Raw genomic sequence first — 25,852 nt, 5'->3', positions numbered from 1 at the left:
AACATTTTAGGCCATAAGATCTTTCGCGGCATGCAATTATTTTTAAATGAGCTTGCAGGCGCTTTGGATAACAATCTCCAAAAAGGCTTATAATCTAACTCAGATTCAATAGACCCGACACTTCTTACAGGTGCAATTGTAAACACATACATATAATACTAAATGATGATTTACTCCGGTGGTGCCATATATTCAGGACGTGAGTGGCTTTCAACGGTTCCTTCAACGATCTCTTCGATCTCGTTTATCTGTTCTTTTGATATTTCCCAGCCAAATACTTGATTGAATGTAACTTGCTCAGGCTTCCTTGCACCCCAAATGGCTGAATCTATGCCTTTATCCAAGATCCACCTTACAGCCAGATGTATAACTTTCTTGTCAAAGTTAAGAGCAGCGTATTCCTCAAGTTTATCAACTGCTTCCAGATATTTTCTAAAGTCATCTCCCTGAAATTTTGGATCCTGATCTTTTCGCTGATCTCCTTCCTCAAAGGTGTAATCCTCATCCATCTTGCCTGACAGCATTCCACGGCAAAGAGCTCCATATGTAAGCAGACTAATGTCATTTTCTTTACAATAGGGTACCAGATCCGACTCAATCTCACGTTCAAACAGGTTATACGGTGGCTGACATACGTGTATCGGAGCTGTGTTTCTAAACTCATCCATTTGCTCCGGAGAAAAATTTGAAACCCCAATTGCTCTTATCTTTCCGCTTTCATAAAGTTCTTTTAAGACAGCAGCAGTTTCCGAGAAATTCGTTTTCAGATCCGGCCAGTGAATCTGATAGATATCAATATAATTTGTCTGAAGTCTCTCTAACGAATCTTCAATTTCTTTCAGGATACGCTCAGGTGTTGAGTTACGGATTATATTTTCGTCCTCATCCCATTCCAGACCGGCTTTTGTGGCAATTTGAATGTTCTCCCTATCACCAAATTCCTGAACGGCTCGTCCTACTAGTTCTTCACTTTTCCCAAAACCATAAACAGGTGCCGTATCAATGGTCGTGATACCCTTTCGCAACGCCTCCAATACGGTGTCAACAGCTTGTTCTTCATTAGTTCCACCCCACATCCATCCTCCGATGGCCCAAGTTCCCAGTGTGACACGTGAAATTTCAAAATCCAGATTACTAACTCGAGTAAATTCCATATCTATTCCCGGTTCATTAAGATTATCACTTATTGTTCTTTCTTATAACGTGAAATCTCTTCCAAAAAGTCCGCTGATGATTCAAAAATAGCTTTTTTATCCTCGTTGCTCTTCTTATCAAACATATTCACCATAAAGTTGGCCCGGCCGTTCTTGGAGAACGTCTCTCGCTGTTTATCAATGAAGTTCCAATAGAGATAATTGAAAGGACATGCATCTTCACCTGTCTTCTTGCTGATCTTATAATCGCAGTGTTTACAGTAATCGCTCATTTTATTGATATAATTTCCACTGCTCACATACGGTTTTGAAGCCAGTACTCCCCCGTCAGCAAACGTCGACATCCCCAGCACGTTTGGGAGAACCACCCATTCGTACGCATCCACATAGGCTAAATGGAACCAACGATTCAATTCCCGCGGATCAGTTTCAGTAAGATTACTGAAGTTACTGAGTACCATCAGGCGTGGGATATGATGCGAATAACCCTGCTCAATAACAGGTTTCAGGCACTCACTCATGCAGTTCATTTTGGTCTCGCCGGACCAATACATTTCCGGTATCTTATTAGTGAAATCAAAGTGATTAGCCTCCCGAACTTCCGGCATCATGGCTTCGTAATACACCCGAATATATTCACGCCACCCTATGATCTGACGAATGAACCCTTCTACAGAATTCAATCTGGCATTACCGTTCTTATATGCTTCTTCTGCTTTATCGCATGCTTCTTTAGGAAGGATCAAGCCATTATTTAGATACACTGATAACTGTGAATGAAACAGATCATATTTACCCTGTGCCATCGCATCTTCGTACGGACCAAATTCATCGAGACGTTCATCAATAAATTCATTTAGCCGGTATAAAGCTTGCCTGCGGGTCACGGCATAGGTGAAATCTTCACTCTCTCCAAAATGACCCGAATACCACTTCTCCACCATTTCAATGACTTCCCGGGTTATCTCATCCGTTTCTGTTTCGGCAATTGACGGTACAGAATGATCCTTTGGAAGCTTTTCCCTATTCTGTTCATCATAATTCCACTCCCCGCCTTCAGGCTGTTCCCCATCCATCAGATAACCGGTCTTGCGGCGCATTTCGCGATAAAAGTATTCCATGAGCCACCCGTCTTTTACGCGCTCTTTATATTCTTCTGCATCTGCCAAAAAGAAGTTATTGGGAATCTCTTCTACTTTGGTACTGAATTCGGATATCACTGTCCGAAGTCTTTCCCTTGAGTCCCACTCGGATGGGGTCATAAAAGTAAAATGAAGGTCTTCATACTGTGACAGTATATCCTTTAGTGCTCTGTCATAATGCTGTTTAGTGGAATGATAGTAGACAGGAAATCCGGCCTCGGCACATTCAATAGCAAAATGACGCATACTGCTCAAAAGATATACCAACTTTTTTTTGTGATATGGAAGAGTCTTCCCTTTTGCAGCTGATTCTATGAATATGAGCAGTGGTTTCTCTTCACGGATCCAGCTTGGCCAGGTATCCAGATTCAGCTGATCGTGCAGAATGAATACGGCATTCTTATGCTGAGTGAAATCTACGTCACTGATAGAGGTGTCGATATTGGTCAGGTATGTTCGGTTCATGCAAAATAAATGTTTAATTAAGCTTTCTGCGTTCCTTCATTCGAATATTAACGGGCTAACTAGTATACTCAGATATGATTGACAAAAGTATTATAGGTATTATGGGGCCCGGTGAAGGTGCAACTGATGCAGATATTGAAATCGCCTTTCAACTCGGTAAGGAACTTGCCCAACATAATCACGTGATCTTAACAGGTGGGAGACCAGAAGGTGTGATGGAAGCTGCCATGAAAGGAGCTAAAGCCGGTGGCGGTTTGACCATCGGTATTTTACCCTCCGAAAACGGTTGTGACCAATCGGATTATGTTGATATTCCCATCAAAACGGGCATGGGAAGCACCCGGAATAATATTAACGTACTGACTGCTGATGTAGTGATAGCCGTGGGTTTGGGTGCCGGAACTACTTCGGAGATCACCTTCGCATTAAAAGCTGAAAAGCCTGTCTTTCTCCTGAATTGGACAAACAAAACCAAAGTCTTTATCGATTCTCTTGGTAATTTCGATGTTACTTACTGCGAATCAATCGGCCAGATCCTAAATATACTCGAGCCTTCCTAAAATAATTCTTGAATTTTATATCATTACTATTATATTAGTACTAATTAATTAAATCACTGCCATGAGAAAATCACTGACACCCCTTGGAGAATCGGAAATGGAAATCCTGCACCACGTGTGGGCACTGGGTGAAGCTACCGTCGCCCAGGTTAGAGAGCGCATCCTGAAAGAGCGTAAAGTAGCCTATACTACAGTCATGACTATTATGAAGAATTTGAATGATAAAGGTTTCCTAAAATATTATAAAGACGGGAATACCTATGTATACAGTGCACGTATCGAGCCTGAAGAAGTGCAATCCAATCTGGTATCGGGACTGATCGATAAAGTATTTAAAGGATCCACGTCCGATCTTGTACAAACTCTGGTCAAAGGAGAAAACCTCAGCGATAAAGAGCTTAAGGAACTCAAAGACCTGATCGATGACATGGAGGATCAGTGATGTATGAACTCATCTATTATTTGAAAGAAATTGGAAACTTTAGCCTGGATGCCATTTGGTTTCCACTTGCTATCTGGACGGTTTGTTGCGGACTGGCATTCCTGGCACTGCGTAATCGCGATAACCTGAACCCACTTTTTCATTACCACCTCCGAACCGCTGCTCTGCTTTCGTTACCTTTTGGGATCGGAGCTGCTGCGCTGATGAATCATATTCCGGTCTGGTTTGCTGAATCGAACATCGAAACAGCTTTTTTTGTGGTTCAAAATCCTATTGAGTTAGTACCCTCAGGCAATGAGTCTTCTGCTGAAATATCCATTAACTGGCTTGAACCGTCTCTTTTGATTGGGATGGGTACCATGATCCTTGGTCTCGTTTCCTTATTCATGATCGGGCGACTCATCAGTAATTACCTGGCGCTAAAATCACTATACAAGAACCTGCACATCACGGAATTGCAGAACGTACTTTCGAATGAACCTTACAACAACCGAACGATAAAATTAGCTTTTCATGATCATCCGCTGGTTCCATTCACTTTTGGATGGAAGCAGCCGGTGATCGTGCTCCCTAAATTATTACAGCACGAACCGGAAAAACTGGAGATGGCCCTTCATCACGAACTCACCCATATTAAACGCGGTGATTATCTGCTGCAGCTAGCCTTATCTATGGTCGAATCGCTCTTTTGGTTCCACCCCCTCATACGGTATGGAAATCAGGAGATAGACACCTACCGGGAAATTTCCTGTGATCAGGAAGTACTTTCCAGATCCGATTTCTCCATAAAATCCTATGCCAGTCTGCTTTATGAGTTAGTTCCTTTAAGCAGCGGCGCGGGACGGTTGTCAGTAAGCATGGCAGTGAAGAACTCAACCTTAAAGAAACGGATCAAAACCATGAAATATCACAAATTACATAAAGCCTCCTTCCGGCAAAGCATCGCTTTTTTATTGCTGATGATCGTTGGAATTACACTACCTATTGCCTGCTCAGACCTTAGAGGGCCACAAAGCTTATCTGAGGAAGAGTTAGAGAACACAGAATTTCAGGTTTCGGGACTTGAATTAGAGATTAATGGTCAGACTATTATTGAACCTGAACCCGGGGTTGGATTTACAACAACAGGAGTATCCGCCTTTTTCCTGAATGCTAACGACCACGGTGTTTTTAAAATTTCACCTGTTCAATTCAATAAAGGAATCAAAGCAGGTAAAATAGATGAGGATAACATCTCATTTACAATTAATGAATTAAATGTAGTCATTAAATCTACAGAAGATGTGCTTCCTGAGATAAACAGTCAGGTTGATGTTTGGGTAGAACACTATCCTGCAGCCATAAAAGGTTTCTCTCATGGCGTTGCCAGTCCTTTCAAATCACTTGACGATTATGTTTCTGAATACATTTCGTCAGTTGATCAAAAAAAAGAGGATTATTTCGTAGTTGTGGAAAAAATGCCCGTATTAATTGACGGTATGAAATCAATTCAGAGTAAGATCCAGTATCCAACCAGGGCTAGGCGAGCCGGTATAGAAGGCCGTGTCACTGTTCAGTTTATTGTGAATGAGAATGGGGACGTAGAAAATGCTCAAGTCGTTCGAGGTATTGGTGGCGGCGCAGACGAAGAGGCACTTCGAGTAGTCAAGGAAGCCAAGTTTGAGCCGGGTATACAGCGTGGTCAACCGGTTCGAGTTCAATATGCTATGTCAATTAATTTCAGGCTGGAAGATTCTGACTTTTCATCAGGTGAAAACAATGTTCAAAAGGATAACGGCAGCGGTTTAAATTAACCGGATAATACATACTAACTTTATATATTTAGCGAAGCTTAATCGGCTTCGCTTTTTTTATTGAACTTTTTTTGCAACATCTTTTTTGAGCGGGCGTAACAAAGGCTAGATTATAATCTAAAAACAAATTCATCATGCCAGCTAAACTCAGAAAATCACGCACCGATAAAATGCTTGCAGGCGTTTGCGGTGGCTTTGCCGAATATCTTGGATGGGACTCAACCCTGATTCGCGTATTATTCATTTTACTGATCTTCCTCGGTTGGGGATCACCTATACTATTATATTTTATTCTTGCCATTGTAATGCCCGACTAACCTCTTTCTTGTAAAAGTCGTACCGGCTTAGCATCTTGACCTCCAACTTAACGTGGAGAGTATATGAAAATTGGAATTATCGGAGATGCCAAACGAGCTGTGGCCTGGGAGCGACATTTACGTCCCCATCAGATCGTGCATGAAGTAGAATTATGCCCGAGCATATCTGAATTGGGCAATGTGGATGCCTGCTTTTTGGTGGATGAATCTGAACAGAACCTCGATCTGCTTCTCGAAGGTATTCATCAAAGGTTGAACTGTTTCCTGGTCGCATTACAGCCAACCGATACTGAAAAGCTTGAAACCATTTATCGAGCGTCTATGGAAGCAGGGGTTCACGTACAGTTTTCTCACTGGCCAACTCTGGCCCCCGCCACCCAGTGGATGATGGACCGCATGCCCCGCCCTTCTTATCTCAGTATCTCACGTGATATTCATTATACCCAGTTCATGAATGCCAAAAACGAATTCAGGCATTTTTGGATCGATGAACTTGGTCTCTGCATGAAATGGATGGATAGTGGTATTCATCATATCGAGGCTAAAAATGTACTGTTGAACGATACGCATCCCTCGGCATTGCATCTGTTCATCCGCTTCGATAATGGCTCCACGGCTGACATCAACATTTACACCGGAGCATCTTCGAACAGACACAAACGTATTTCAGGAAGCAGGCATGAGATCCTTGACTGTGATGCTCCTGAACAAGTGGTTCGCATAGGCCGTTTAAGCACCGGAAAACACCTATACTTTGAGAAACAGTCATTTGACCCCTCTAAAGCTGCAGAAAAAGCCGCCCTGATGTTTTTAAAATCTGTACAAATGAAAAGAGAGACTCCTTTTACTCCATACGATGCTTATCAACTCTCGCTACAAATTAAACAGATAGAAAAGCGCCTCTCACAGTACCACTGAGCCCTATGTTAACTTAATGTTAACTTTTCGTTAACAAACCATTTACATTGAGTTAACAATTTCTTAACATTGGGGTGAACTAAGTGGAGAAATACTATGAAGAAATTAATTACGGCGTTTTTATTTATTCTGATCTTTTCTACCGGCCTTTTTGCACAACAAACGGTTAAGAATGTTGAACATGAATATGTGATCACACATGTTGAGAACAACATTTATAACGTTAAGTTTTTTGATGATGAAGGAAATATCCTTCAAAAAGGTCAGTATTGGAAAGATGGGGATACGGTAAAACCACACGGAACCTGGGTTCTTTTCGGCTTTAATTCTGACGAGGTGATAACCAAAGCCGTTTACGATAAAGGCGAAAAACTCAGTATTGAAACTATTATTGACGGAAAAGTAGTAAAGGCCGATAAAGAGCTGATTGCTACCAAAAATTAGTAGCAACTGCATTTCCACTATTCAACAACAATCATCTTTAAATACAGCACCAATTATTAAGAGGAGGTGCCACTATGAGAGCTAAATTATACGAAAAATACTACAAACTAGGATTTGATCATTATATCTTTAAAAACATTTTTGGCCTGCATAAGCCGGATAAAAATGTAAAACGATTCTACTATTTGGTCATCGCATCTGTGTTGATGATCGGCATGGTGATTTAATTATACTTTGATCACTTTTTAGGCTTCATGGCCTTGAACATCTTTTTCAGTTCACTGCGAGGCATTAAGCCGTCTATAAAGTTAAACTGACCTGCCTGAAGCCTTTCCCCTCCATCTATGACCACACATTCACCGGTCATATAGGATGAGAGATCAGACATTAAGAATACTGCAAGATTGGCGAGCTCTTTTGGCTCGCCATATCTTTTTAAGGGAATTTTTCCTATAAATTCCTTTTCCATAGTTTCTTCAGGAACCAAACGGGACCATGCCCCTTCTGTTGGAAATGGCCCCGGAGCAATAGCGTTCAACCGAATTCCATATTCCGCCCACTCGAAAGCCAGCGATCTTGTCATAGCCAGCACTCCTGCTTTGCCACAAGCCGATGGCAATACGAAAGCACAACCCGTTCCTTCAGCATAGGTTGTTACCATATTCAAAATATTTCCCTCTTTGTCGTTATCGATAAGGTAGTTCCCGAAAACATGAGTGCAGTTAAAGCTGCCATGAAGTACAATATCAACAATGGCTTTAAACCCACCGGGCGTAAGGTCTTCCGAAGCCGATAGAAAGTTACCGGCCGCATTGTTCACCAGTCCTTCAATAGAGCCGAAATCTTTAATAATATGTTCAAACATTGATGTTACACCTTCATAGTCGCGAACATCGCACTGATAATATCTGGCAACAGCTTCTTCCCTTTCATTTTCGATCTCTTTGACGGCCTTTTGGAGCTTTTTTTCTGTTCTACCGCAGATAGCAATATCGGCTCCTGTTCTTGTAAATGCTTTAGCCATTGCTAACCCAAGGCCACTGCCACCCCCGGTTATTAAAATGGTCTTTCCTGAAAGAGTGTCTTCTGTATACATAAAATTGAATTAATGTTTGTTTCATTGATCCCATAGGGGCAATTCATGAATTGCCCCTATGGGATCAATATTTTGAATTGAAACCAACTTTGAAAAACTTTATACCCTCAAATTCTCAAAAATACCGGCGGCTCCCATTCCCCCACCGATACACATAGTAACCATTCCATACTTGGATTTCCGTGCTTGCATCTCGTACAGGATCTGAGTAGTCAATTTGGCGCCGGTACATCCAAGCGGGTGGCCCATAGCAATAGCCCCACCGTTTACATTGGTGATCTCTTCATCCAATCCAAGCTTTCTTATCACTGCCAGCGATTGTGATGCAAAGGCTTCATTCAATTCGGTCAGATCAATATCGGATAAATTTAATCCCGTCTTATTTAAAACTTTTGGCACCGCTTCGATAGGTCCAATTCCCATGATCTCAGGCGCGACTCCTGCCACCTGAAAGCCCACATAACGAGCCATGGGTTCAAGTCCAAGTTTCTTGACCATTTCCCCGCTCATCACTACTACTCCGGCAGCTGCGTCATTCATCTGGGATGAATTGCCGGCCGTTACGCTTCCGCCTTGTTTAAAAGCAGGTCTTAATCCTGAGAGAGCTTCAACCGAGGTATCTGCCCGCGGTCCTTCATCTTGCCTAAAGGTGAACGTATCCTCAACAACTTCACCTCCCGCAGTAACTTTCTTTTCACTTACTTCAATAGGTGTGATCTGTTCATCAAATTTACCTTCTTCCCAGGCATGGATAGCTCTTTGGTGACTGCGATATGCAAATTCATCTTGGTCCTCTCGACTGACATCATATTTATCCGCAACGTTTTCTGCAGTAATACCCATACTCACATACACTCCGGGCTTATTATCGATCAAATCAGGGTTAGGCTGAACCGACATGCCACCCATTGGAACAAGGCTCATTGACTCAACACCTCCGGCTATGATCACATCCGCTCCACCGGCCATTATTCTTTCAGCTGCCATTGATATGGTCTGCAAACCTGATGAACAAAACCGATTAACCGTTACGCCGGGCACCGAATCAGGTAATCCTCCTAAAATTGCGATCTGTCGGGCAACATTGAGACCCTGTGAAGCTTCAGGAAATGCACATCCCATGATCACATCTTCTACCTGCTCCGGGTCTAACCCTTTAGTTCGATCTATGAGATCTTTAACAACGGCTCCACCCATAGAATCAGGTCTGGTAAATCGAAGTGACCCTTTATTGGCTTTTCCACATGGTGTTCGTGCTGCTGAAACGATGTATGCTTCTTTTGTATTTATAGTCATGAGTTTTGAATAGTGAGTTCTGAGTCTATAATTTTTTATTGAAGGAGTAGATCATTTTCTGAATTTGGTCTATTTCTTTTGATAACTCTTCATGTATTTCAGTTTTTAAATATCCAAGATTCATAGAGATTAATAATTGGGTTTCAAGTTCATAAATTGATCCATAAGCAATATTCAAAAATCGTTTAAATTCTTTTTTACTCCCCCTGCCAGCTCCTTCAGCAATATTTGATGGAACTGAAACAGAACATCTTCTAATTTGAGATGTGATTCCATATTTTTCTACATTTGGGAATGATTTTGTAACATTATAAACTTCAGTAGCTAAAGCCACCGACCTTTTCCAGATCTCCAAATTCTTATATTTATTCATAACAGCCCATTACTCAGAACTCACAACTCACAACTAATTTCTCAACGGTTTACCCTTTTTGAGCATGTGTTTTATTCTTGCCAGTGTTCGGTCATCTTGAAGACACTCCAGAATCGCTTCTCTTTCCAATTTCAATAAATAAGATTCCGGCACTTCCTGAGCTTCACTCAGATCACCGCCCGCCAACACATAAGCAACTCTCTCAGCCACGACCTGATCATAATCGGTTATATATTTTCCTTCATGCATCACATGCAACATCAACTTCATGGCTGCAAATGCTGTTTTGCCCAATACTTTAACAGGAGTTTCTGCCGGTGACTGATATCCGGCTTTAACCAGATTTATCGCTTCTTCTTTTGCGGTTTTGATAAGCAGATCCCTGTTCATCACAATGGTATCAGTCGCGCGCAAATATCCAAGCTCTTTAGCCAAGTACGCACTTTCAGAGACTTTGGCCATTCCTATTGTTTTAAATACTTCCCGGATAAAGGCTAAAGGATCAGCCTCTCCTTCAAGTTTATTCATTGCTCTTCGGAGCATCTCTGTAGTTCCTCCACCGGCTGGAATCAATCCCACGCCTACTTCAACCAATCCCATATAGGTTTCATGATGGGCCACTACTTTATCAGCATAAAGGCAGAATTCCACTCCGCCACCTAAGGTTTTTCCAAAAGGGGCAGTGATAACAGGGAATGGCGCATACTTCAAAGCAACTGCTGTTTTCTGAAAGTTATTTACAGCATCAACCACACTATCCGAATCACCATTTTGTTTAGCTGAAAGTGCTTCTTTCAGGTTCGCCCCAAAAGCAAAATTATCTCTATCGTGGCTGATCACCAAAGCTTCAAAATCAGCCTTCACCAAACTCAAAGAATTATAAAGTGATTCAACCAACTCTGCCCCAAGTGTTGAATGGGGGGTTTTAAATTCGAAAATGGCGACCCCGTCTCCCATATCATGGAGGGCAGCACTGTCATTCTCCATTACAGAAACACGATCTTTTTTCAGATTCGAGACCTTTATCTCTCCTTTGGCTTGAGGTGGTATATCGATCATAGCTTTTGATTGCGGATCATACACTTTTCCATCAGAATAGAAATGTGTGATGCCCTCACTCAACATATCTGAGATCAACTCCGGCACTTCCTTATCTTCCCTTTCAATGCGATCAGCTGTTTCCTGTAAGCCTAAAGCATCCCATCGCTCAAACGGACCCATTTCCCAGTTAAAGCCCCACTGCATAGCGCGATCAATAGATAATGGTGAATCTGTAATTTCCGGTATTCGGTTGGCTGCATACATCAACAGGTCGCGATGAACATTCCACAGGAAATCACCGATCTTACCTTCAGAGTTCACTAAAAATTTAAGCCGCTCGGATGTATCCTTTATTTTATTAGCCTCATCAAGAACTTCATCCTCCATCTCCTTCTGAGATTCATATTCAAACGTGTCAGGATTAAGTACCAGGTACTCACCATCTTCTTTGGTATAAAAGCCTTTTCCGGCCTTGTTTCCGATCATCCCCTCATCAACCATCTTCTGAAATTCATCAGGCAGATTGAAGGTTTCCCGCATTTCATCATCCGGAATAGAAGGATATAGATTTTTGGCGACGTGGTTTGTTACATCAAGCCCGGCCATGTCGGCTGTTCTGAATGTAGCCGCTTTTGAATAACCGGTAAGCGTACCTGTCAGTAGATCTATTTCTTCAGCCCTGAAATCACCGTTAAAGAAGTAAGGCATGATGTTGGCAATAGAAAATATACCCACGCGGTTAGCTATAAAATTAGGGGTATCTTTACATATCACGACCCCTTTTCCAAGTGACTTCTCACAAAAGCGGTGCATATATTCGGTCACCTGTTCAGACGTTGATTCTGTAGGAATCACCTCCAATAATTTCATATACCTCGGCGGATTAAAGAAATGAGTCCCCAAAAAATGAGCCTTCATTTCTTCTGAGCAATCCTCTCCGATTTCAGAGATAGGCAGACCGGAGGTATTAGAACTTACAATAGCATCTTTCTTCCTGATATTATCTATGCGGGACATCATATCCTTTTTGACATCCATCTTCTCAATGATCACCTCACAGATCCAATCCGCATCTTTAAGCAGATCAAAATCTTCTTCGAAGTTACCGAGCTCAATACGTTTAGCGAACTCGGGCTTGCCAAAGGGGGCCGGTTTCATATCAGAAGCTTTCTTAAGGCTTTCTTCAACAATTTTATTAGGTTGATCCGGCTCGTCACTTTGTAGATCTAATAAAACGACGTCCAGTCCTGCATTTACGCAATGGGCAGCGATCTGACACCCCATCACTCCCGACCCCAAAACGGCTACTTTTTTGATCCTATAATTCTTGCTACTCATAAATTTGATTCTCTTTTAGTATTACAATTATCCTTCAGATTCCTCATCCGCATAAATTGAATCGATGACGTCTTTATATTTTTTGTTGATCACATTTCGCTTCACTTTCATAGTAGGAGTGATCTCTCCTTCTTCGATCGTAAATTGATCTTTAAGGATCTTGAACTTTTTCACCTTTTCCCATTTTGAAAGGTCAGCATTCACCTTGTCCACTTCTTTCTGAATACGCTTGATGACGTATTTATTCTCAGTGATATTCTCTTCAGGAAATTTATGATCAGTGGTCTCAAAACGCTTTTTCATGTTCTCCCAGTTCGGTACGATCAGTGCAGCACAGAATTTATGCTCACTTCCTACAACTACAGCCTGTTCAATAAATCCACTGTTAACCAATGCATTTTCAATAGGCTGAGGAGCTACATATTTACCCGTCGATAGTTTAAATAGTGATTTTTTGCGATCAGTAACAAACAGCCATCCATCATCATCCAAATGACCAATATCCCCGGTGTAGAACCAGCCTTCGTCGTCAATGACCTCTTCGGTCTTTTCAGGCATTTTGAAATACCCTTTCATGATATAAGGTCCCTTAGCTAATATCTCACCATCTTCAGCGATCTTGATCTCAACATCGGCAATGGGCTTACCGGATGAGCCGATACGTAATTCACCTTCCGGTGGTCCTGTAAGTACCGGAGATGTTTCAGTTAAACCATAGCCAAGTCCGCAGTAGATGCCAATGCCATTGATAAATCGTGCAATGTTTGGTGACAGAGCGGCCCCACCAACATTAAACCCAACCATTCTACCCCCAAATAATTCTCTTATGTTAGCATATACAAGCTTATCTGCTATTTTCTTTTTCCATGCGGACGGAGGGTTATCCGGGTCATAATTTTCAGCCAAGTTTACGGCCCAGTAATACAATCTCTTCTTAATACCGCTGAATTCCTGACCTTTTACTTTAATCCCCGTCACTACTTTCTCCAACAACCTCGGAACCGTTACCAGATAGATGGGTTTTACTGTTGCAAAGTCTTCCTTGATCTCTTCCACGTCCTCTATATAATATGATGGAACACCGCAGTATGCATATATATATGAAGCCGTTCGTTCAAACATATGCGCTAATGGAAGATAGGATAACACCTTTGGCTCAGCATAGTCATCGGGATCGAATGGGAATATCTCATAAGCAGCTAATGCATTTCGAGCAATGTTATCGTGCGTCAGCATAACACCTTTTGGTACACCCGTTGTACCAGAGGTATAGATCAATGTAGCGAGGTCTTCAGGTTCAACATCATTCCTTAGTTTCTCAAACAAACTTGGATCTTCTTCACCCTTTTTATGCCCGAGTTCCAGAACCTGATCTAAGGTCTTCAGTTTTTTGTGTTCCGATTCCATTATAGAAATAACTGCTGTGATATTCGAGATCTCTTTTATGAGCGGTTTTGTTTCAGCAAATACATCATCGTTGGATACGAAATGGATCTTGGACTCTGAGTTCTCTAGAATATACTTTATTTGTTCGCCCGGTTGAGTGGTGTAAATAGGGACTGTTGCTGCTCCGATCGAGAGCACAGCCTGATCGATGATCAGCCATTCTGTTGAATTTTCTGCATGTAAAGAAACCTTATCACCTTTGCGCACACCAAGCTCATACAGGCCCAATGCCAGATCCCGAACCATTATCTTAAAATCATTTATGGAGGTTTCTATCCATTCTCCGTTTCTTTTAACGGCTGAATAAATACCTGTTTTGTTTTTTTCATAGCCCTGTTCGACTATCGATAAAATAGTAGTTGGATCGTATTTCATTTTAATTCCATATCATGTTCTCGGATAATGATCAATATACACTTTCAATATTCTTTTGAAAGCGTTTCCATACATTAATGAAATAACTTAACACCGTTAATCAAAAGCAAATTTTATGTTCATTGAGGATAGCCTGAAAGACAAAGCTGAAATCTACTTCAATTTTAAGCACAAGCATATGGGGCATGCCCTTGGTATAGATTTTAAACATGTTGCTGAAGACAAGGTTGTAGCTACCATGCCGGTTGATGAAAACTCAGTTCAACCTTTTGGAATTTTACATGGAGGTGCCTCTGTAGCCCTGGCAGAAACTTTATGTTCAGTTGGTGGCTGGTTTTTACTTGAAAACGAGAATAAAGCTGTTGTTGGGCTCGAGATCAATGCCAATCACATCCGTTCTGTTAAATTAGGAGGAAAGGTGACCGGCACTGCACGTCCGATCAATTTAGGAAAGAGAATTCATGTTTGGGAATGTGAGCTTCGTGATGAAAATAATAAATTGGTTTGTTCCTCAAGATGTACACTGGCAGTAATAAACAAGCCTTGATCCAAACAATTCACCCAAGAATCTTATCTAGGGTCTTATATACTTTAGTTCTTTGATCAGGCTTGAAACCTTCCATCGACTGAATACATATAAATTTAACTTTGTTATCCCTGATCTTTTTTAATTTCAGATCCAATAAAAAAGAGGGATCCATTTCACCGTGAACCATCAAATATTCGGATTTTTTTCTCAGGATGGCTTTATCATATTTTATATCCAAGTGATTAGCTAATATGATCGCCGAAAACTGATCGGTACTGCGAAAGGGATATTTGATATTATTTTCGAAAATTTCAGGATTTTCCTCGAAAAAAGAGGCTAAGGTATCTTTTTGTATAGGGTGAGGAACATGAGGTACATAGAAATATTGGTCAGAGAATCCTGCAACCTGAGCTGATTTTACCTGAAGCAGAGTATGCATAGACCGCGTTATCCCAAATAATTTCTTTGTCAGCCTGCCAAGGAATTTATTCCATTTCAGCCTTAATGGACCATATTTTTTGATTTTATGCCACGAACCCTGTAACACTGTTTTGCCGTCAACAAAAAAGTCTTCAACTTCTACCTTTCTCGTCAATACAAAGTCATCATCAAAATTTATAAAACGTGGTGCAAGCCCGGGAATTCTCCACATTGCAGTAACTATGGTGCGGGTATTAAACGTAGGAAGTGCCCACTCGTACCCCGTAAATATTTCTTTATGGTCGACTATATATATGTTGTTTCTTTCCATGTATTCATCGGTCAAAAAATCAGGTCGTTGATCATCTGTAATGATGTAAATATTTCTGATCCATGAAGCAAACTTGATAATGGATTTGATACAATATCTGATCTCGTCATTATCAGAAAAACGCGTTGTATCGGCTCCGCTGGGCAAGGTGTTTATTTCACCGTTATCAGAGTCTTTGAGTGCGCTCAACCTTTTTTTGCGATGAACCGGGTCTTCGCCATCTACCCAGGTTATTACCGCATCAATATTTTCGTCTTTTGATATCATTAAATATACTGCAAATTGTTGACCGTGAAGATAGGTCCTTTAACAATTAAATATTTCCAAGTTCTATTTAGGTTTTACTATACCAACGTATGTCTATCTTTATATAATCGTATCGAATTTATATCTCTTATGCATCCTGCAATTTATAAGTTCTTTTCTTTGAATTGTATCTCCTTCCAGTCCTTAAATTGATGAGCAACTTTTAAGCGTTGATACTTGCCTGTAGATGTAACTGGGAGATCATTCCCAAAAATTACAACTTTTGGTGCTTTAGCATGTGGTAAATGATTTTGACAATATTGCAAGATGGCTTCTTTATCAGATTTAGCACCCTTTTTAATCTGAACAAAAGCACCAACCTCTTCTCCGTACCAATCATTCTCAAATCCAACAGCAATTCCTGCTTTAACACCGGGAGCTTTATTAATAACCTCATCTATCTCAAGTGGTGCAAGATTGACTCCGCCGCGAATGATCAATTCTTTAAGCCTCCCGGTAATGAAAAAGTATGAACTACCCTCCTTGTCTTTTTTAAAAAAGCCTTCATCACCGCTTCTGAACCATCCATTTTTGAATGCATTTTCATTTGCCTCACGATTGTTAAAATATCCTTTCATCACATTCACCCCGCGGATAACGATCTCGCCTCTTTCACCTTCACGAACGGGGTTTCCTTCTTCATCATGAATAGCCATCTCATTGGCCGGAACAGGGTTTCCTATGCTTGGATAACCAAAATCACGCATCCACTTTTTGTGATCATTGTAAGATTGATCAACCGGCAGAAAACAAGAGTAGCAAGTAGTTTCTGAGAGTCCATAGCCATGAATGATCGGAACTTTGAATTTCTCTTCGAAATTCTTCGCTACCTGAACCGTTAAAGGACCTGCCCCGCAAATAATATGCTGTAATGAATTTACCGGCGGTTTTTCTTTTTCTGTGTAATAACTTGTTAGATATTGAAGTAATGTGGGAACAACACTAACTATATGTACCTTTTCTTTTTCGACTACTTCAAAAAAATGCCCTGCACTGAATTTTTGATTTAAAACGGTAGATCCTTCAGCAAAGAATGGCGTTATCATAGTCACAACTGTACCGTTAACATGGTGGATCGGCAAAACGCACATCATTTTTGTTTGACTATTGATGTTATGCCATTGAGTAATAGCTCGAGCATCTTCAAGTAAATTACGCTGTGTAAGTACTACACCTTTTGGATTGCCGGTTGTACCTGAAGTAAATACGATCAGTGCTTCTGATTCTATATCTGTAACATCACCGGATAAATTCTGCTCGTATACCTGAAAGCATTCAGGATCGCCTTCACACTCAACCAGCGTAATATGTGCCAAGGAAGCATGTTCATTAACGATTTTCTGAATACGCTCTACGCAGTTTGCTCTAACCAGTGCAAGTTGTACCTCGGCATTTTCCAGGATATAGGTGATCCTATTGTCATCCTCACCCAGATTAACAGGTACCACCACAAGCCCAGAATACCATGCCGCAAAATATTGAACCACGGTATGCCAGTGATTATGTGAGATGGTAGCGATCTTGTCACCTTTTTTAAGCCCTTTGGACTGATAAAACTGAGCGGTTCCTATTACATGGCTATAAAATTGCTTGTATGATACTTCTATTCTATTTTGATCGGTATCCCAATAACTTAAAAATACCTTGTCACTTTCTTTACTTCTCTCAAGTAACTTAATGAAGTTGGTGTCCAGGTCTTCAGGTTTATTCGCCAAATTTCTGGCATGAGCGATCTTTTCTTCTAAGCTGCTGAACTCCATATCATTCCAATAATTTTTAGTGCAGAGTGTAGCAGATGTTCGCCGGAAAGGCAAACATGCTTTTCTCATGTTAGTACCGGCACTTTACTTAAATTATTATCAATGTTTGCACATTATTGTTTAGCCGGTATTCTTGGTATCGTCATGATCTCTTTCTGTCTTCCATCAATATACCACACTCCGGTGCTGTCTAAATACGCATCTTCCTCAAGCATGATGCGTATTTCCTTACCCCACTCTTCAATATATGTGGCATTGTTGAGTTCAATAGAATATGCAGTGTTCAAGTGCAATGGGTAATCACCGTCGCCGGGTACGCCATCCTGAGCATCCCACATTCCCAGCGTAGTTCCTGCCGCATGTCCGTGGTATCCTAGTGGATGAGTATAGATACTGGGTTTTAATCCTTCATCAATAGCTTGTTGCCTCGACATTGCCAATACTTCGTTTCCAGTTCTGCCTTCTTTAAAATTACTTGTAAAGATATCCTGTAACCTGTTGGCATTATCAAATGCTTTTTTCAGGTACTCAGGAACGTTGGTCTCACCTGGTTTGAGTACATAGGCGTGTTGCTGGGTATCGGTGTTAAGTCTCAGGTATTTAATCCCGAAATCGACATGGAGCAGATCACCCGGTAATATCACATTTTCCTCAGGACGACTATCAAATGTTCTGAGATGATCAAATGATTCAGGATCAGCCCTCTGTATAGATACACTAGGATGGAACCATGTAATAAGATTTAGATCTCTGATCTCCTCCCTGAACCACCATACAACGTCATCTGTCGTGGTAACGCCCGGTTGAATTACACGATCTGAAAAACCTTCAGCTATTATCTCATGAGCAATTCTTACGATCTGAGGATAGATCTGCATTTCACGTGGCGTCCGTGTTTCCAGCCAACCCACAGCAAGTTCCTCAGCTGATACCAATCTGTTGACATATTCACTACCAATAGCCTCTTTCATTTCTTTATGATCGGTAACTACCAATCCATCGGCATGGCCCCAAATACTTGAAATATTTATTCCGATCTTTTTCGGATCAAGCTCTTCTATAATATCAGCCAGTCTTTTCCATTGATCTGGTTCTTCTTCCGGGTCCCAGGCTTTTTTGAACATGTCACCGACATCATATCGGGCAACAGCCAGGGTCTCAACATTTCCACCCCCTTTATTATGCATTACTAATATTGTTCGCCTGCGGGCAGCATGCCATGTGGAAGGTAAAAATGTTTTGATTACCGGATCCTCATTATACTCACGCGATACTATCACCCACATATCAATACCTGATCTTTCCATGAGTTCAGGCAGCACGCTTTCAACTTTGTCCTTCAGCAAGTCATCGATCACCTCCGCTCGTTCTTTCATCGATAGGATATTTGGATAATCCTGAGCTGAAACGGGTAATGCGATCATTATAAGTAAGAGGACTAGTAACAATTTTTTCATGGGATAATGTGTTTGGTTAGTTCTTTCGGCTGAATATGTAGAGTTAATTTTATAGGTGCAATTTATTATCAGCCTTTAACAAAGTGCAAAAAAAATCCCGCACAAAGATTGATCTTATGCGGGATTTGAAATTGATCAACTAAAAGATCATTGTTTACATGGAAGCCAGGTCTCTCAGTGTTTGAGCAAGTGCTCTTACTTTCTCAGTTTGAGATGAAGAAAGGGCTTTGCCCTCAATGTCACTTGCCAGCTCAGTTAGAGCACGAGTATTTCTTGAATTCTCAGCACTGTAGATACCGGATCTAAGTGATGCAATATCAGCATTACTCAATCCATTACCTCTATCCAGCTGATCAACATAAGCTTTGGCTAAAGCGTAAGTGGTTGGCCATTCAAACTTAGGCTGACCCTGAGCGTTCAGGTACTCTAAAGTAACCGTATTGGCTGCATCGATCTCATTCTGAGTTATGTATGGGCTTGGCTCCAATTCAAAGATATCAAGTCCACGAGCGATCTCTGAGTTAACGATCATGCCATTGTACCAATATACAGACCAACTACCACCCATGGCCATTTGTGTACTATCCACGGGGCCTCTGTCATGGTATGCGATCTCTACTGGATTCTCAGGGTTTGTCCAATCAAATACTGAAATACCGCCCTGATACCAAGACTGTACCATAATCTCTCGTCCGGGTACCGGGATCAATGACCCGTTATGAGCCACGCAGTTTTCATATACAGACTGAGGGGCGGGAAGTTTATAATAGCTTTCAAATTCCATCTCCCCATTATTGATTGTGAAAATAGCGTTAGCTCCCCATTCCATTGGGTCAGTTTCACGACACTTAGGTTGGCCACCGCCACCCCACTCGTCAGTGAACAGTACTTTTTCACCATCATTACTGAAAGTAGCAGAGTGCCAGTACGAAAAGTTGGAATCAGCCACTGCATCAATACGCTTAGGATTTACAGGATCAGAAATATCGAGTAGGAGGCCATAACCTTCACAAGCACCGCCGGCTAGACCGATCTCAGGATAAAGAGTGATATCGTGGCATTGGTTAGGACCTCTGTTGTCCATGTCATCATCACCACCGCCAAACATTTGCGCTACCATATCCGGAAGTTGTTCTCTGAGAGCAGCACTGTCAGCTGCAGTTGGATTTCCTGTATCGTTTCCTCGCTGTTGCATCACGTTGCTCATTAACTGATTTACAAAACGATCAGGGAGAACCCGGGGTTGACCGCCTAATTCTACAACAAAAGCACCAGCTTCACGCGCTTCTTGGATTGCTGCACGGTCGGCAGGAGCCAGTCCGTGAGTTGGAGCTGCTTCAAGATCTTCAAAGATCCTTGGTGAGTTTACAATAGCTGCTTCTTCAGGACTATCAAGAGGTACTTTTATAACCTCAATTCTAAACAAGGCTGAATTTGGATCGTCATCAGGTAATGTATTTACACAACCCGGTAATTCTTCTTCAGGTCGAACCGGCGCAGAACCGGAGATATATACAAATACATTCTCATCGTCATTTGGATCTTTAAGCACAGAGTGGGTGTGAGAACCACGGCAGGTTTGAACGTTTGCAATATACTCAGGCTCTTCAACATTGGTAATGTCAAAGATACGCAGACCTCTGAGGCGCTCTTCACTTACGCGCTCTTCAACCCCTTCAGTTCCACAATCGATACGACCGCCAAAACCTTCACCGGAAATAAAAAGCAGGTTTCCATAAACAGAAACATCACTTTGTGAGGCAGGACATAGATAGTCAACTACCAGTTCGGGCGATCTTGGGTTGGATACATCCCATACGATAACGCCATTGTAATTTCCCTGAAATACATAATTGTCCTTGAATGCCAAGTCAGAGTTGGTTACACCTAGAAAATCAGCCGGAGGTCTTTCCTGAGCTATCAGGTTAAGATTCCAGACAGCTTCTTCGGCATCAAATAAACCTGCACCTAAACCTACCCGCGGGTCAGGAGATGGAGGGGTTACTTCGGTCATTGCTTTTGGCTGAATAGCCGGCTCTACTGCTTTATTATCGTCTACCATAGACGAAGATGAACAAGCATAGAAGCCAAAAATCATACTAACTAAAAACGCCAGTATTACATTAGATCTCCTCATCACATTAGATGAGTTCAAGTTTGTAATGGTTTTCTTCATACTTTGATTATGTGTGTTGTTGTTATTGTTTAAACAGGTTGTTATACCGCTATTTGGAAGCTGTTATTTTATCTAACATGAGCTGCATTCTTGCGATCTCTGTCCTCTGGTCGACCTGAATATCACTTGCAAGTCTGAAAGCTGCCTCATCACGGGTAGCCCCTTCGGTATTAAATAATTCTGTAACCATATGAACCGCACCTTTGTGATGCTCTATCATATATTTCAGAAAAAGTCGGTCAAATTCTTTTCCTTTTGCTTCACTCAATTCCTGCAGCTGTTGTGGTGATAGCATTCCCATCATATTAGTATGGTCCATATGCATATGATCCTCACCCAAACCGTGGATCATCAATTTCAGTCCCTCAATGTGAACTTCCGGAACGGGTTGCTCCCGATCTCTGAGCCAGGTTTGCATAAGACGGATCTCATCTTTTTGGGAATTTATTATGCGTGCAGCCAAGGTTTGGATCTCAGAGCTTGCACCGTTTTCAGGTGCCAGACGAGACATGATCAACGCCTGCGAGTGGTGAGCGATCATGCCGGTCATAAATTTAACGTCATCCTCTGTAAAATTCATTCGAGCACTGTCCTGACGGGCCCAGAATAATTCTTCCATTTCAGCTTCAGTCATTCCTGCAGTTTCTGAAGTATCGCTTGAAGCTGTTTGCGAATTTGCACTTTCTGTACTTTTACAAGCCACAGAACCAAGTACAATAAATAATAAAACCGTGATCTTGAAGAGCACTGAAAACTTGATATTGCTTATTTTTAATATGTCCATAACTAATTTTTGTTGCGCTAACCGTTATCAGATTTACATTATAAGGTCATTCTTGATGAAAAACCATTTCAAAACTAAGTGAGACAATTCCTATTAGAAAGCCATGAACAAGAACTCATATGAAGTGGAATTTATTTTGTTTCGATCAAATTCAGTCCAGCCAGCTATTTCGTTTTTGTCTTTGCGATGAATTGATATCATTTAAGTACTTTGTTTGATAGTCAGGATCCTTCATAAGGATAGCTGTAGTTGTTTTCTGCTGCCCCCATCTTATAAAAGTGATCTCAACTGTGTCTCCGGGCTCATAATCTTCCAGTATTTCATCCACACTATTTACACTGTTCAGACGGTTACCTGCAATGGATAATATCTCATCAGTAGATTCAATTCCTGCTTCGTAGACAGGTGAACCTTTTATGGCATTGCTTGTCAAAATACCAACTCCATTTTCAATTCTAATATTAGTCCCCAGGCTTGCTTTGCCTGGATTGGCTTTCCCGAATTCAATGCCAACGGCCGCAAGTAATGCTTTATAATCCGGCATTCGACTATCAAAGATATATTTACTGAAGAAGTTTGATGCAAATTCTTCTCCAGCATACTCAGTCAAAGCATCTTCAATATCTCTATTGGTATATGGAATTTCCTTTTTCCCAAATTTGATCCACATCAGTTTCATGAAATCATCAAGATTTTTATCACCATCCATATCCCTAAGTGACAGATCGAGAGCTAAACCCAATACACTTCCGTACGTATAATATGAAATGAAGGTATTCTCTCGGTTCACGGGATCTACAGAGCGGGCTGCATCCACAAATGGCGCCTGATAGCTCATTTCAACTGGATTGAAAAATTGCGTACCAGGGTGATTGAAAACATAATTGATACCACCGGCCAGGCCTTCTACATATTCTTTCGGAGTTCTGATTCCTGCTCTGGTAAGGATCAGGTTAGTGTAGTAACTGGTAAAGCCCTCAGCAAACCATAGTTCGCCACTCATATTGGCTTCTTCAAAATCAAAAGGTTCTAGGCTTGCAGGACGAATGCGCTCTACATTCCAGGTATGTACAAACTCATGTGAGATTGTACCAATACTGGTCTCACCAAGTGGCTCATCAAGCGGTTTTGAGTTTGTCACAACCGTGGAGTTTCGATGCTCCATCCCATCTCCACTGGCGTTTGGCATAAAGCAATTCAGGAATACATATTCACCATAATCCAGATCCGGAAGTTCACCAAATACTTCTACCTGTTCATTAACAATAGCCATTACATTCTCAAAATAAGAGTCAACTTCACGATCTGTTGATTTAGTATGCAAGGCCATCTTTATAGTTTGCCCCCCTACTTTTTTAGACCTTTCATACAGATCAGCGATTTCTACAGGACTGTCCAAAAAATAATACAGATCGGGAGCATAATAGGTTGTTTCGCTCAAAGGCTTTAACTGCGTGGCGATCTTCCAGTTCAGGTGTTCCGGTATATCAAAATCGATCTCGATCGGCCGTTGTTCATAGTCTCTGGCCCACACAAAAGTTGCCGGCATGTTTAGGTGAGCATGTGTTTCATCCACCTGCGAATAAGTACCATCTCCCCGATTGGCAAATAGTATATATTCAAAATTTACGGTACCATCGTGGCCACTTACATTCCACTGATGTGGGTTAGGTCGTGTCACTTTCAGCTCCTTTCCCTCACCGTCAGTAGCCCTCACTCCATACACATTCTTGGCGAACTCATGCAACGCATAACGACCCGGAGAAGTGCGGCTCATCCTGATCTCAAGAACTTTATTTTCCAGATTTGTAAACTCCACCCGAATTTCTGCCTCGTGGTGAACAGCGTTTTCAAATGAGATATTGTACTTAGTGGTGCTTTGAGCTTGTGCAAAAAATATCAACACAAGTGAAAAAATGAGGGCTGTCGATGCTTTTCTCATAACAAAGATTATACTTGAATTACTATAAAGGCCGTGAATATGAACAGAGTTTCCTTCAGACGCAAAGGAACAGAACGTTAAAAGATTTGAAAGAAATGATAAATGACGAAACCATTAATTATTCAAAGAAATATCCAACGAAAAAATCCCTTCTATAGTTATTGCAATAGACATATAAAAATCGCTTTTTACATGGTGAAACAATTAAACAGAATTCAATTCAATTATGGTTAAAAGTTATCAAGCACCGAAAAAGAAAGAACCCAAGTTTAAAGGGCAGGCTATACAGGTTAAAGATTTTATGACTAAAAATCTTATCACATTCTCTCCGGATGACTCTATGGGACATGTATTACGAATTTTGGTTAAAAAAAAGTTCTCGGGAGGACCTGTGGTTAATGATGAAGGCGAACTTGTTGGTATCGTATCCGAAGGGGATTGTGTAAAGCAAGTTGTTCGCGGAAAATATACCAATACCCCTGAACTGAATGGGACCGTAAGTGAATACATGACGCCTGCACCTATTACGGTAGGCCCCAATGAAAACATCATAGAAGTTGCACAGAAATTCCTGAAACTTCGGCTCAGACGATTTCCGGTAGTGGATAATGGAGAATTAGTTGGACAGATCAGTCAGTATGACGTAATGGTTGCCGTTGATTCTCTCAGAAATGAAACATGGAGTTAATGTGCCCTTCTTAAGTATATAAATCCATTAGATGGCATTATTAATCATTTAACCAAGAATATGGATAACTGGGATCATCCAATCGCATGGCTTCTTCGGTAACATACATAGGATGGAAAGTGTCGATCATAACAGCATATTCATCTGTCTCTTCCGCCCCTATACTGCCTTCAGCTTTACCGGGCTGAGGTCCATGTGGGATACCCCCCGGATGCAACGTTATATCCGCATACCCAATACCTTTACGACTCATGAAATCGCCTTCCACATAATAAATCATCTCATCGGAATCTACATTAGAGTGATTGTATGGCGCCGGAATTGATTCAGGGTGATAATCGAACTTACGCGGGCAGAAACTGCACACCACATAATTGTGCCCTCTGAACGTTTGGTGAACCGGTGGCGGCTGATGAATACGGCCGGTGATCGGTTCAAAATCCTTAATATTAAATATCCAGGGATACAGATAACCATCCCACCCAACCACATCGCATGGATGGTAATCTACTGTATAATGATGGAATCGCCCGCCTTTTTTGATCCGAACCTCAAATTCTCCTTCTTCCGGAAAGTATAACTGCTCGGATGGCAACCTAAAATCCCGTTCGCAAAATGGAGAATTTTCCATGAACTGCCCCATTTCGGATAGGTAGCGTTTGGGGAAGTCAATAGGGCCTGTTGAGTCGGCAAAGAGATAACGGGCTTCTTCTGTCTCAAAATTGATCTGATACGTAGTACCACGAGGCATATATATATAGTCGCCCCAACCAAAATCGAGTCTACCGAAAACCGACTGTATATGCCCTTCACCCTCGTGTATAAACAGCAGTTCATCGTGCTCTCCATTACGATAGAAATAATCCATATCACCGGTTGGTCGTGCTACGCCGATCTGAATGTCGTTATTGAACATTAGCACTTTTCGACCGGTAATGGGATCCCCTCCCGCGGGAATATCCTTGGTATTCAGTAAACGGTGGCGCAAAGTCTTCTCATCCGCTTTTTTGACATCGATCTTTGCACCTTCCTCGATCTTGATAACCCGAGTTGGCATATTATGATGATACAGCAGCGAACTGTTTCCATGGAATCCCTCCGCTCCAAATAGTTCTTCAGTGTAAAGTTCACCATCCTCTCTGCGAAATATCGTATGTCGTTTGTGCGGGATCTTCCCTAATGCGTGGTAATACATGGCTAAAATTTTGAATTTTGAATTATGGATTTTGAATTGCTGTATTCCAGCCAAATTCAAAATC

At 41.4% G+C, this 25,852-nt stretch carries 23 protein-coding genes; 9 read left to right on the top strand and 14 right to left on the bottom strand.

Annotation, left to right across the window (positions count from 1 at the left end; genetic code table 11):
• Window positions 1–170: 170 nt before the first annotated feature.
• Both ACKGJO_RS14540 and ACKGJO_RS14535 read right to left on the bottom strand, forming a co-directional pair.
• Entirely contained in the window at window positions 171–1,154 is a 984-nt protein-coding gene (locus tag ACKGJO_RS14540; protein WP_411324187.1) for an aldo/keto reductase, read from the bottom strand.
• A 29-nt stretch (window positions 1,155–1,183) separates the two neighbouring features.
• On the bottom strand, window positions 1,184–2,761 hold the full coding sequence (locus ACKGJO_RS14535) for a cryptochrome/photolyase family protein (protein ID WP_411324186.1): 1,578 nt from the start codon (window positions 2,759–2,761) through the stop codon (window positions 1,184–1,186).
• 74 nt (window positions 2,762–2,835) lie between these two features.
• Here ACKGJO_RS14535 and ACKGJO_RS14530 point away from each other — a divergent pair, with 74 nt between their 5' ends.
• The 7 genes from ACKGJO_RS14530 (at window position 2,836) to ACKGJO_RS14500 (ending at window position 7,462) form a co-directional block, all read left to right on the top strand.
• Window positions 2,836–3,321, top strand: a complete 486-nt coding sequence (locus ACKGJO_RS14530) for a TIGR00725 family protein (protein WP_411324185.1) — start codon at window positions 2,836–2,838, stop codon at window positions 3,319–3,321.
• Window positions 3,322–3,382: 61 nt separating this feature from the next.
• Window positions 3,383–3,763 carry a BlaI/MecI/CopY family transcriptional regulator gene (locus tag ACKGJO_RS14525; RefSeq protein ID WP_411324184.1) on the top strand — a complete coding sequence of 127 codons (381 nt, stop codon included), beginning with the start codon at window positions 3,383–3,385 and terminating at the stop codon, window positions 3,761–3,763.
• Window positions 3,763–5,556, top strand: a complete 1,794-nt coding sequence (locus tag ACKGJO_RS14520) for a TonB family protein (protein WP_411324183.1) — start codon at window positions 3,763–3,765, stop codon at window positions 5,554–5,556. The genes ACKGJO_RS14525 and ACKGJO_RS14520 overlap by 1 nt, the downstream gene beginning before the upstream one ends.
• Window positions 5,557–5,690: 134 nt before the next feature.
• Window positions 5,691–5,873, top strand: coding sequence for a PspC domain-containing protein (locus ACKGJO_RS14515; protein WP_411324182.1), 183 nt, complete (start codon window positions 5,691–5,693; stop codon window positions 5,871–5,873).
• A gap of 63 nt (window positions 5,874–5,936) precedes the next feature.
• Window positions 5,937–6,791 (top strand): hypothetical protein, encoded by an 855-nt coding sequence (locus ACKGJO_RS14510; RefSeq protein WP_411324181.1) that lies wholly within the window; start codon window positions 5,937–5,939, stop codon window positions 6,789–6,791.
• Between the two features lie 96 nt (window positions 6,792–6,887).
• A complete protein-coding gene (locus ACKGJO_RS14505) occupies window positions 6,888–7,235 on the top strand; it encodes a hypothetical protein (protein ID WP_411324180.1) in 348 nt (115 codons plus the stop codon).
• A 74-nt stretch (window positions 7,236–7,309) separates the two neighbouring features.
• Window positions 7,310–7,462: a hypothetical protein gene (locus ACKGJO_RS14500; protein ID WP_411324179.1), complete on the top strand. Its 153-nt coding sequence runs from the start codon at window positions 7,310–7,312 to the stop codon at window positions 7,460–7,462.
• An 11-nt stretch (window positions 7,463–7,473) separates the two neighbouring features.
• Here the strand turns inward: ACKGJO_RS14500 and ACKGJO_RS14495 are convergent, their stop codons facing one another.
• The 5 genes from ACKGJO_RS14495 to ACKGJO_RS14475 form a co-directional block, all read right to left on the bottom strand.
• Window positions 7,474–8,331, bottom strand: a complete 858-nt coding sequence (locus ACKGJO_RS14495) for an SDR family oxidoreductase (protein WP_411324178.1) — start codon at window positions 8,329–8,331, stop codon at window positions 7,474–7,476.
• Window positions 8,332–8,430: 99 nt separating this feature from the next.
• Window positions 8,431–9,627, bottom strand: a complete 1,197-nt coding sequence (locus tag ACKGJO_RS14490; protein WP_411324177.1) for a thiolase family protein — start codon at window positions 9,625–9,627, stop codon at window positions 8,431–8,433.
• A gap of 25 nt (window positions 9,628–9,652) precedes the next feature.
• On the bottom strand, window positions 9,653–10,000 hold the full coding sequence (locus tag ACKGJO_RS14485) for a four helix bundle protein (RefSeq protein WP_411324176.1): 348 nt from the start codon (window positions 9,998–10,000) through the stop codon (window positions 9,653–9,655).
• Window positions 10,001–10,033: 33 nt separating this feature from the next.
• On the bottom strand, window positions 10,034–12,379 hold the full coding sequence (locus tag ACKGJO_RS14480; RefSeq protein WP_411324175.1) for a 3-hydroxyacyl-CoA dehydrogenase/enoyl-CoA hydratase family protein: 2,346 nt from the start codon (window positions 12,377–12,379) through the stop codon (window positions 10,034–10,036).
• A gap of 27 nt (window positions 12,380–12,406) precedes the next feature.
• A complete protein-coding gene (locus tag ACKGJO_RS14475; protein ID WP_411324174.1) occupies window positions 12,407–14,200 on the bottom strand; it encodes an AMP-dependent synthetase/ligase in 1,794 nt (597 codons plus the stop codon).
• Between the two features lie 115 nt (window positions 14,201–14,315).
• Here ACKGJO_RS14475 and ACKGJO_RS14470 point away from each other — a divergent pair, with 115 nt between their 5' ends.
• Window positions 14,316–14,747 carry a PaaI family thioesterase gene (locus ACKGJO_RS14470; protein WP_411324173.1) on the top strand — a complete coding sequence of 144 codons (432 nt, stop codon included), beginning with the start codon at window positions 14,316–14,318 and terminating at the stop codon, window positions 14,745–14,747.
• 10 nt (window positions 14,748–14,757) lie between these two features.
• Here the strand turns inward: ACKGJO_RS14470 and ACKGJO_RS14465 are convergent, their stop codons facing one another.
• The 6 genes from ACKGJO_RS14465 to ACKGJO_RS14440 form a co-directional block, all read right to left on the bottom strand.
• Entirely contained in the window at window positions 14,758–15,747 is a 990-nt protein-coding gene (locus tag ACKGJO_RS14465) for a Stealth CR1 domain-containing protein (protein ID WP_411324172.1), read from the bottom strand.
• A 143-nt stretch (window positions 15,748–15,890) separates the two neighbouring features.
• Window positions 15,891–17,615, bottom strand: coding sequence for a class I adenylate-forming enzyme family protein (locus ACKGJO_RS14460; RefSeq protein ID WP_411324171.1), 1,725 nt, complete (start codon window positions 17,613–17,615; stop codon window positions 15,891–15,893).
• A 44-nt stretch (window positions 17,616–17,659) separates the two neighbouring features.
• Complete coding sequence (locus ACKGJO_RS14455; RefSeq protein WP_411324170.1) at window positions 17,660–19,003, bottom strand: M24 family metallopeptidase; 1,344 nt, start codon at window positions 19,001–19,003, stop codon at window positions 17,660–17,662.
• Window positions 19,004–19,157: 154 nt separating this feature from the next.
• Window positions 19,158–21,179 carry an LVIVD repeat-containing protein gene (locus ACKGJO_RS14450; protein ID WP_411324169.1) on the bottom strand — a complete coding sequence of 674 codons (2,022 nt, stop codon included), beginning with the start codon at window positions 21,177–21,179 and terminating at the stop codon, window positions 19,158–19,160.
• 49 nt (window positions 21,180–21,228) lie between these two features.
• Window positions 21,229–21,963: a DUF305 domain-containing protein gene (locus ACKGJO_RS14445; protein WP_411324168.1), complete on the bottom strand. Its 735-nt coding sequence runs from the start codon at window positions 21,961–21,963 to the stop codon at window positions 21,229–21,231.
• A 151-nt stretch (window positions 21,964–22,114) separates the two neighbouring features.
• On the bottom strand, window positions 22,115–23,905 hold the full coding sequence (locus tag ACKGJO_RS14440; RefSeq protein WP_411324167.1) for a M61 family metallopeptidase: 1,791 nt from the start codon (window positions 23,903–23,905) through the stop codon (window positions 22,115–22,117).
• Between the two features lie 301 nt (window positions 23,906–24,206).
• On the opposite strand from ACKGJO_RS14440, the gene ACKGJO_RS14435 reads away from it, so the two are divergent.
• Window positions 24,207–24,593 (top strand): CBS domain-containing protein, encoded by a 387-nt coding sequence (locus tag ACKGJO_RS14435; RefSeq protein WP_411324166.1) that lies wholly within the window; start codon window positions 24,207–24,209, stop codon window positions 24,591–24,593.
• A gap of 40 nt (window positions 24,594–24,633) precedes the next feature.
• Here ACKGJO_RS14435 and ACKGJO_RS14430 read toward each other — a convergent pair whose 3' ends face one another.
• Complete coding sequence (locus tag ACKGJO_RS14430; protein WP_411324165.1) at window positions 24,634–25,788, bottom strand: homogentisate 1,2-dioxygenase; 1,155 nt, start codon at window positions 25,786–25,788, stop codon at window positions 24,634–24,636.
• Window positions 25,789–25,852: the final 64 nt, after the last annotated feature.

This window comes from Gracilimonas qinghaiensis, from assembly GCF_046602855.1.
Taxonomy (GTDB): Bacteria; Bacteroidota; Rhodothermia; order Balneolales; family Balneolaceae; genus Gracilimonas.
The sequence above is the reverse complement of the archived record's forward strand: the minus strand, read 5'-3'. Positions and strand labels throughout refer to the sequence as shown.

Bases quoted from the DNA above. Each gene is read 5' to 3' on its own strand.
- ACKGJO_RS14475 (WP_411324174.1), bottom strand. From the start codon at position 14,200: ATGAAATACGATCCAACTACTATTTTATCGATAGTCGAACAGGGCTAT.
- ACKGJO_RS14465 (WP_411324172.1), bottom strand. From the start codon at position 15,747: ATGATATCAAAAGACGAAAATATTGATGCGGTAATAACCTGGGTAGAT.
- ACKGJO_RS14505 (WP_411324180.1), top strand. From the start codon at position 6,888: ATGAAGAAATTAATTACGGCGTTTTTATTTATTCTGATCTTTTCTACC.
- ACKGJO_RS14445 (WP_411324168.1), bottom strand. From the start codon at position 21,963: ATGGACATATTAAAAATAAGCAATATCAAGTTTTCAGTGCTCTTCAAG.
- ACKGJO_RS14485 (WP_411324176.1), bottom strand. From the start codon at position 10,000: ATGAATAAATATAAGAATTTGGAGATCTGGAAAAGGTCGGTGGCTTTA.
- ACKGJO_RS14495 (WP_411324178.1), bottom strand. From the start codon at position 8,331: ATGTATACAGAAGACACTCTTTCAGGAAAGACCATTTTAATAACCGGG.
- ACKGJO_RS14525 (WP_411324184.1), top strand. From the start codon at position 3,383: ATGAGAAAATCACTGACACCCCTTGGAGAATCGGAAATGGAAATCCTG.
- ACKGJO_RS14455 (WP_411324170.1), bottom strand. From the start codon at position 19,003: ATGAAAAAATTGTTACTAGTCCTCTTACTTATAATGATCGCATTACCC.
- ACKGJO_RS14510 (WP_411324181.1), top strand. From the start codon at position 5,937: ATGAAAATTGGAATTATCGGAGATGCCAAACGAGCTGTGGCCTGGGAG.
- ACKGJO_RS14430 (WP_411324165.1), bottom strand. From the start codon at position 25,788: ATGTATTACCACGCATTAGGGAAGATCCCGCACAAACGACATACGATA.
- ACKGJO_RS14450 (WP_411324169.1), bottom strand. From the start codon at position 21,179: ATGAAGAAAACCATTACAAACTTGAACTCATCTAATGTGATGAGGAGA.
- ACKGJO_RS14500 (WP_411324179.1), top strand. From the start codon at position 7,310: ATGAGAGCTAAATTATACGAAAAATACTACAAACTAGGATTTGATCAT.
- ACKGJO_RS14470 (WP_411324173.1), top strand. From the start codon at position 14,316: ATGTTCATTGAGGATAGCCTGAAAGACAAAGCTGAAATCTACTTCAAT.
- ACKGJO_RS14440 (WP_411324167.1), bottom strand. From the start codon at position 23,905: ATGAGAAAAGCATCGACAGCCCTCATTTTTTCACTTGTGTTGATATTT.
- ACKGJO_RS14515 (WP_411324182.1), top strand. From the start codon at position 5,691: ATGCCAGCTAAACTCAGAAAATCACGCACCGATAAAATGCTTGCAGGC.
- ACKGJO_RS14460 (WP_411324171.1), bottom strand. From the start codon at position 17,615: ATGAGAAAAGCATGTTTGCCTTTCCGGCGAACATCTGCTACACTCTGC.
- ACKGJO_RS14480 (WP_411324175.1), bottom strand. From the start codon at position 12,379: ATGAGTAGCAAGAATTATAGGATCAAAAAAGTAGCCGTTTTGGGGTCG.
- ACKGJO_RS14530 (WP_411324185.1), top strand. From the start codon at position 2,836: ATGATTGACAAAAGTATTATAGGTATTATGGGGCCCGGTGAAGGTGCA.
- ACKGJO_RS14490 (WP_411324177.1), bottom strand. From the start codon at position 9,627: ATGACTATAAATACAAAAGAAGCATACATCGTTTCAGCAGCACGAACA.
- ACKGJO_RS14520 (WP_411324183.1), top strand. From the start codon at position 3,763: ATGTATGAACTCATCTATTATTTGAAAGAAATTGGAAACTTTAGCCTG.
- ACKGJO_RS14535 (WP_411324186.1), bottom strand. From the start codon at position 2,761: ATGAACCGAACATACCTGACCAATATCGACACCTCTATCAGTGACGTA.
- ACKGJO_RS14435 (WP_411324166.1), top strand. From the start codon at position 24,207: ATGACTAAAAATCTTATCACATTCTCTCCGGATGACTCTATGGGACAT.
- ACKGJO_RS14540 (WP_411324187.1), bottom strand. From the start codon at position 1,154: ATGGAATTTACTCGAGTTAGTAATCTGGATTTTGAAATTTCACGTGTC.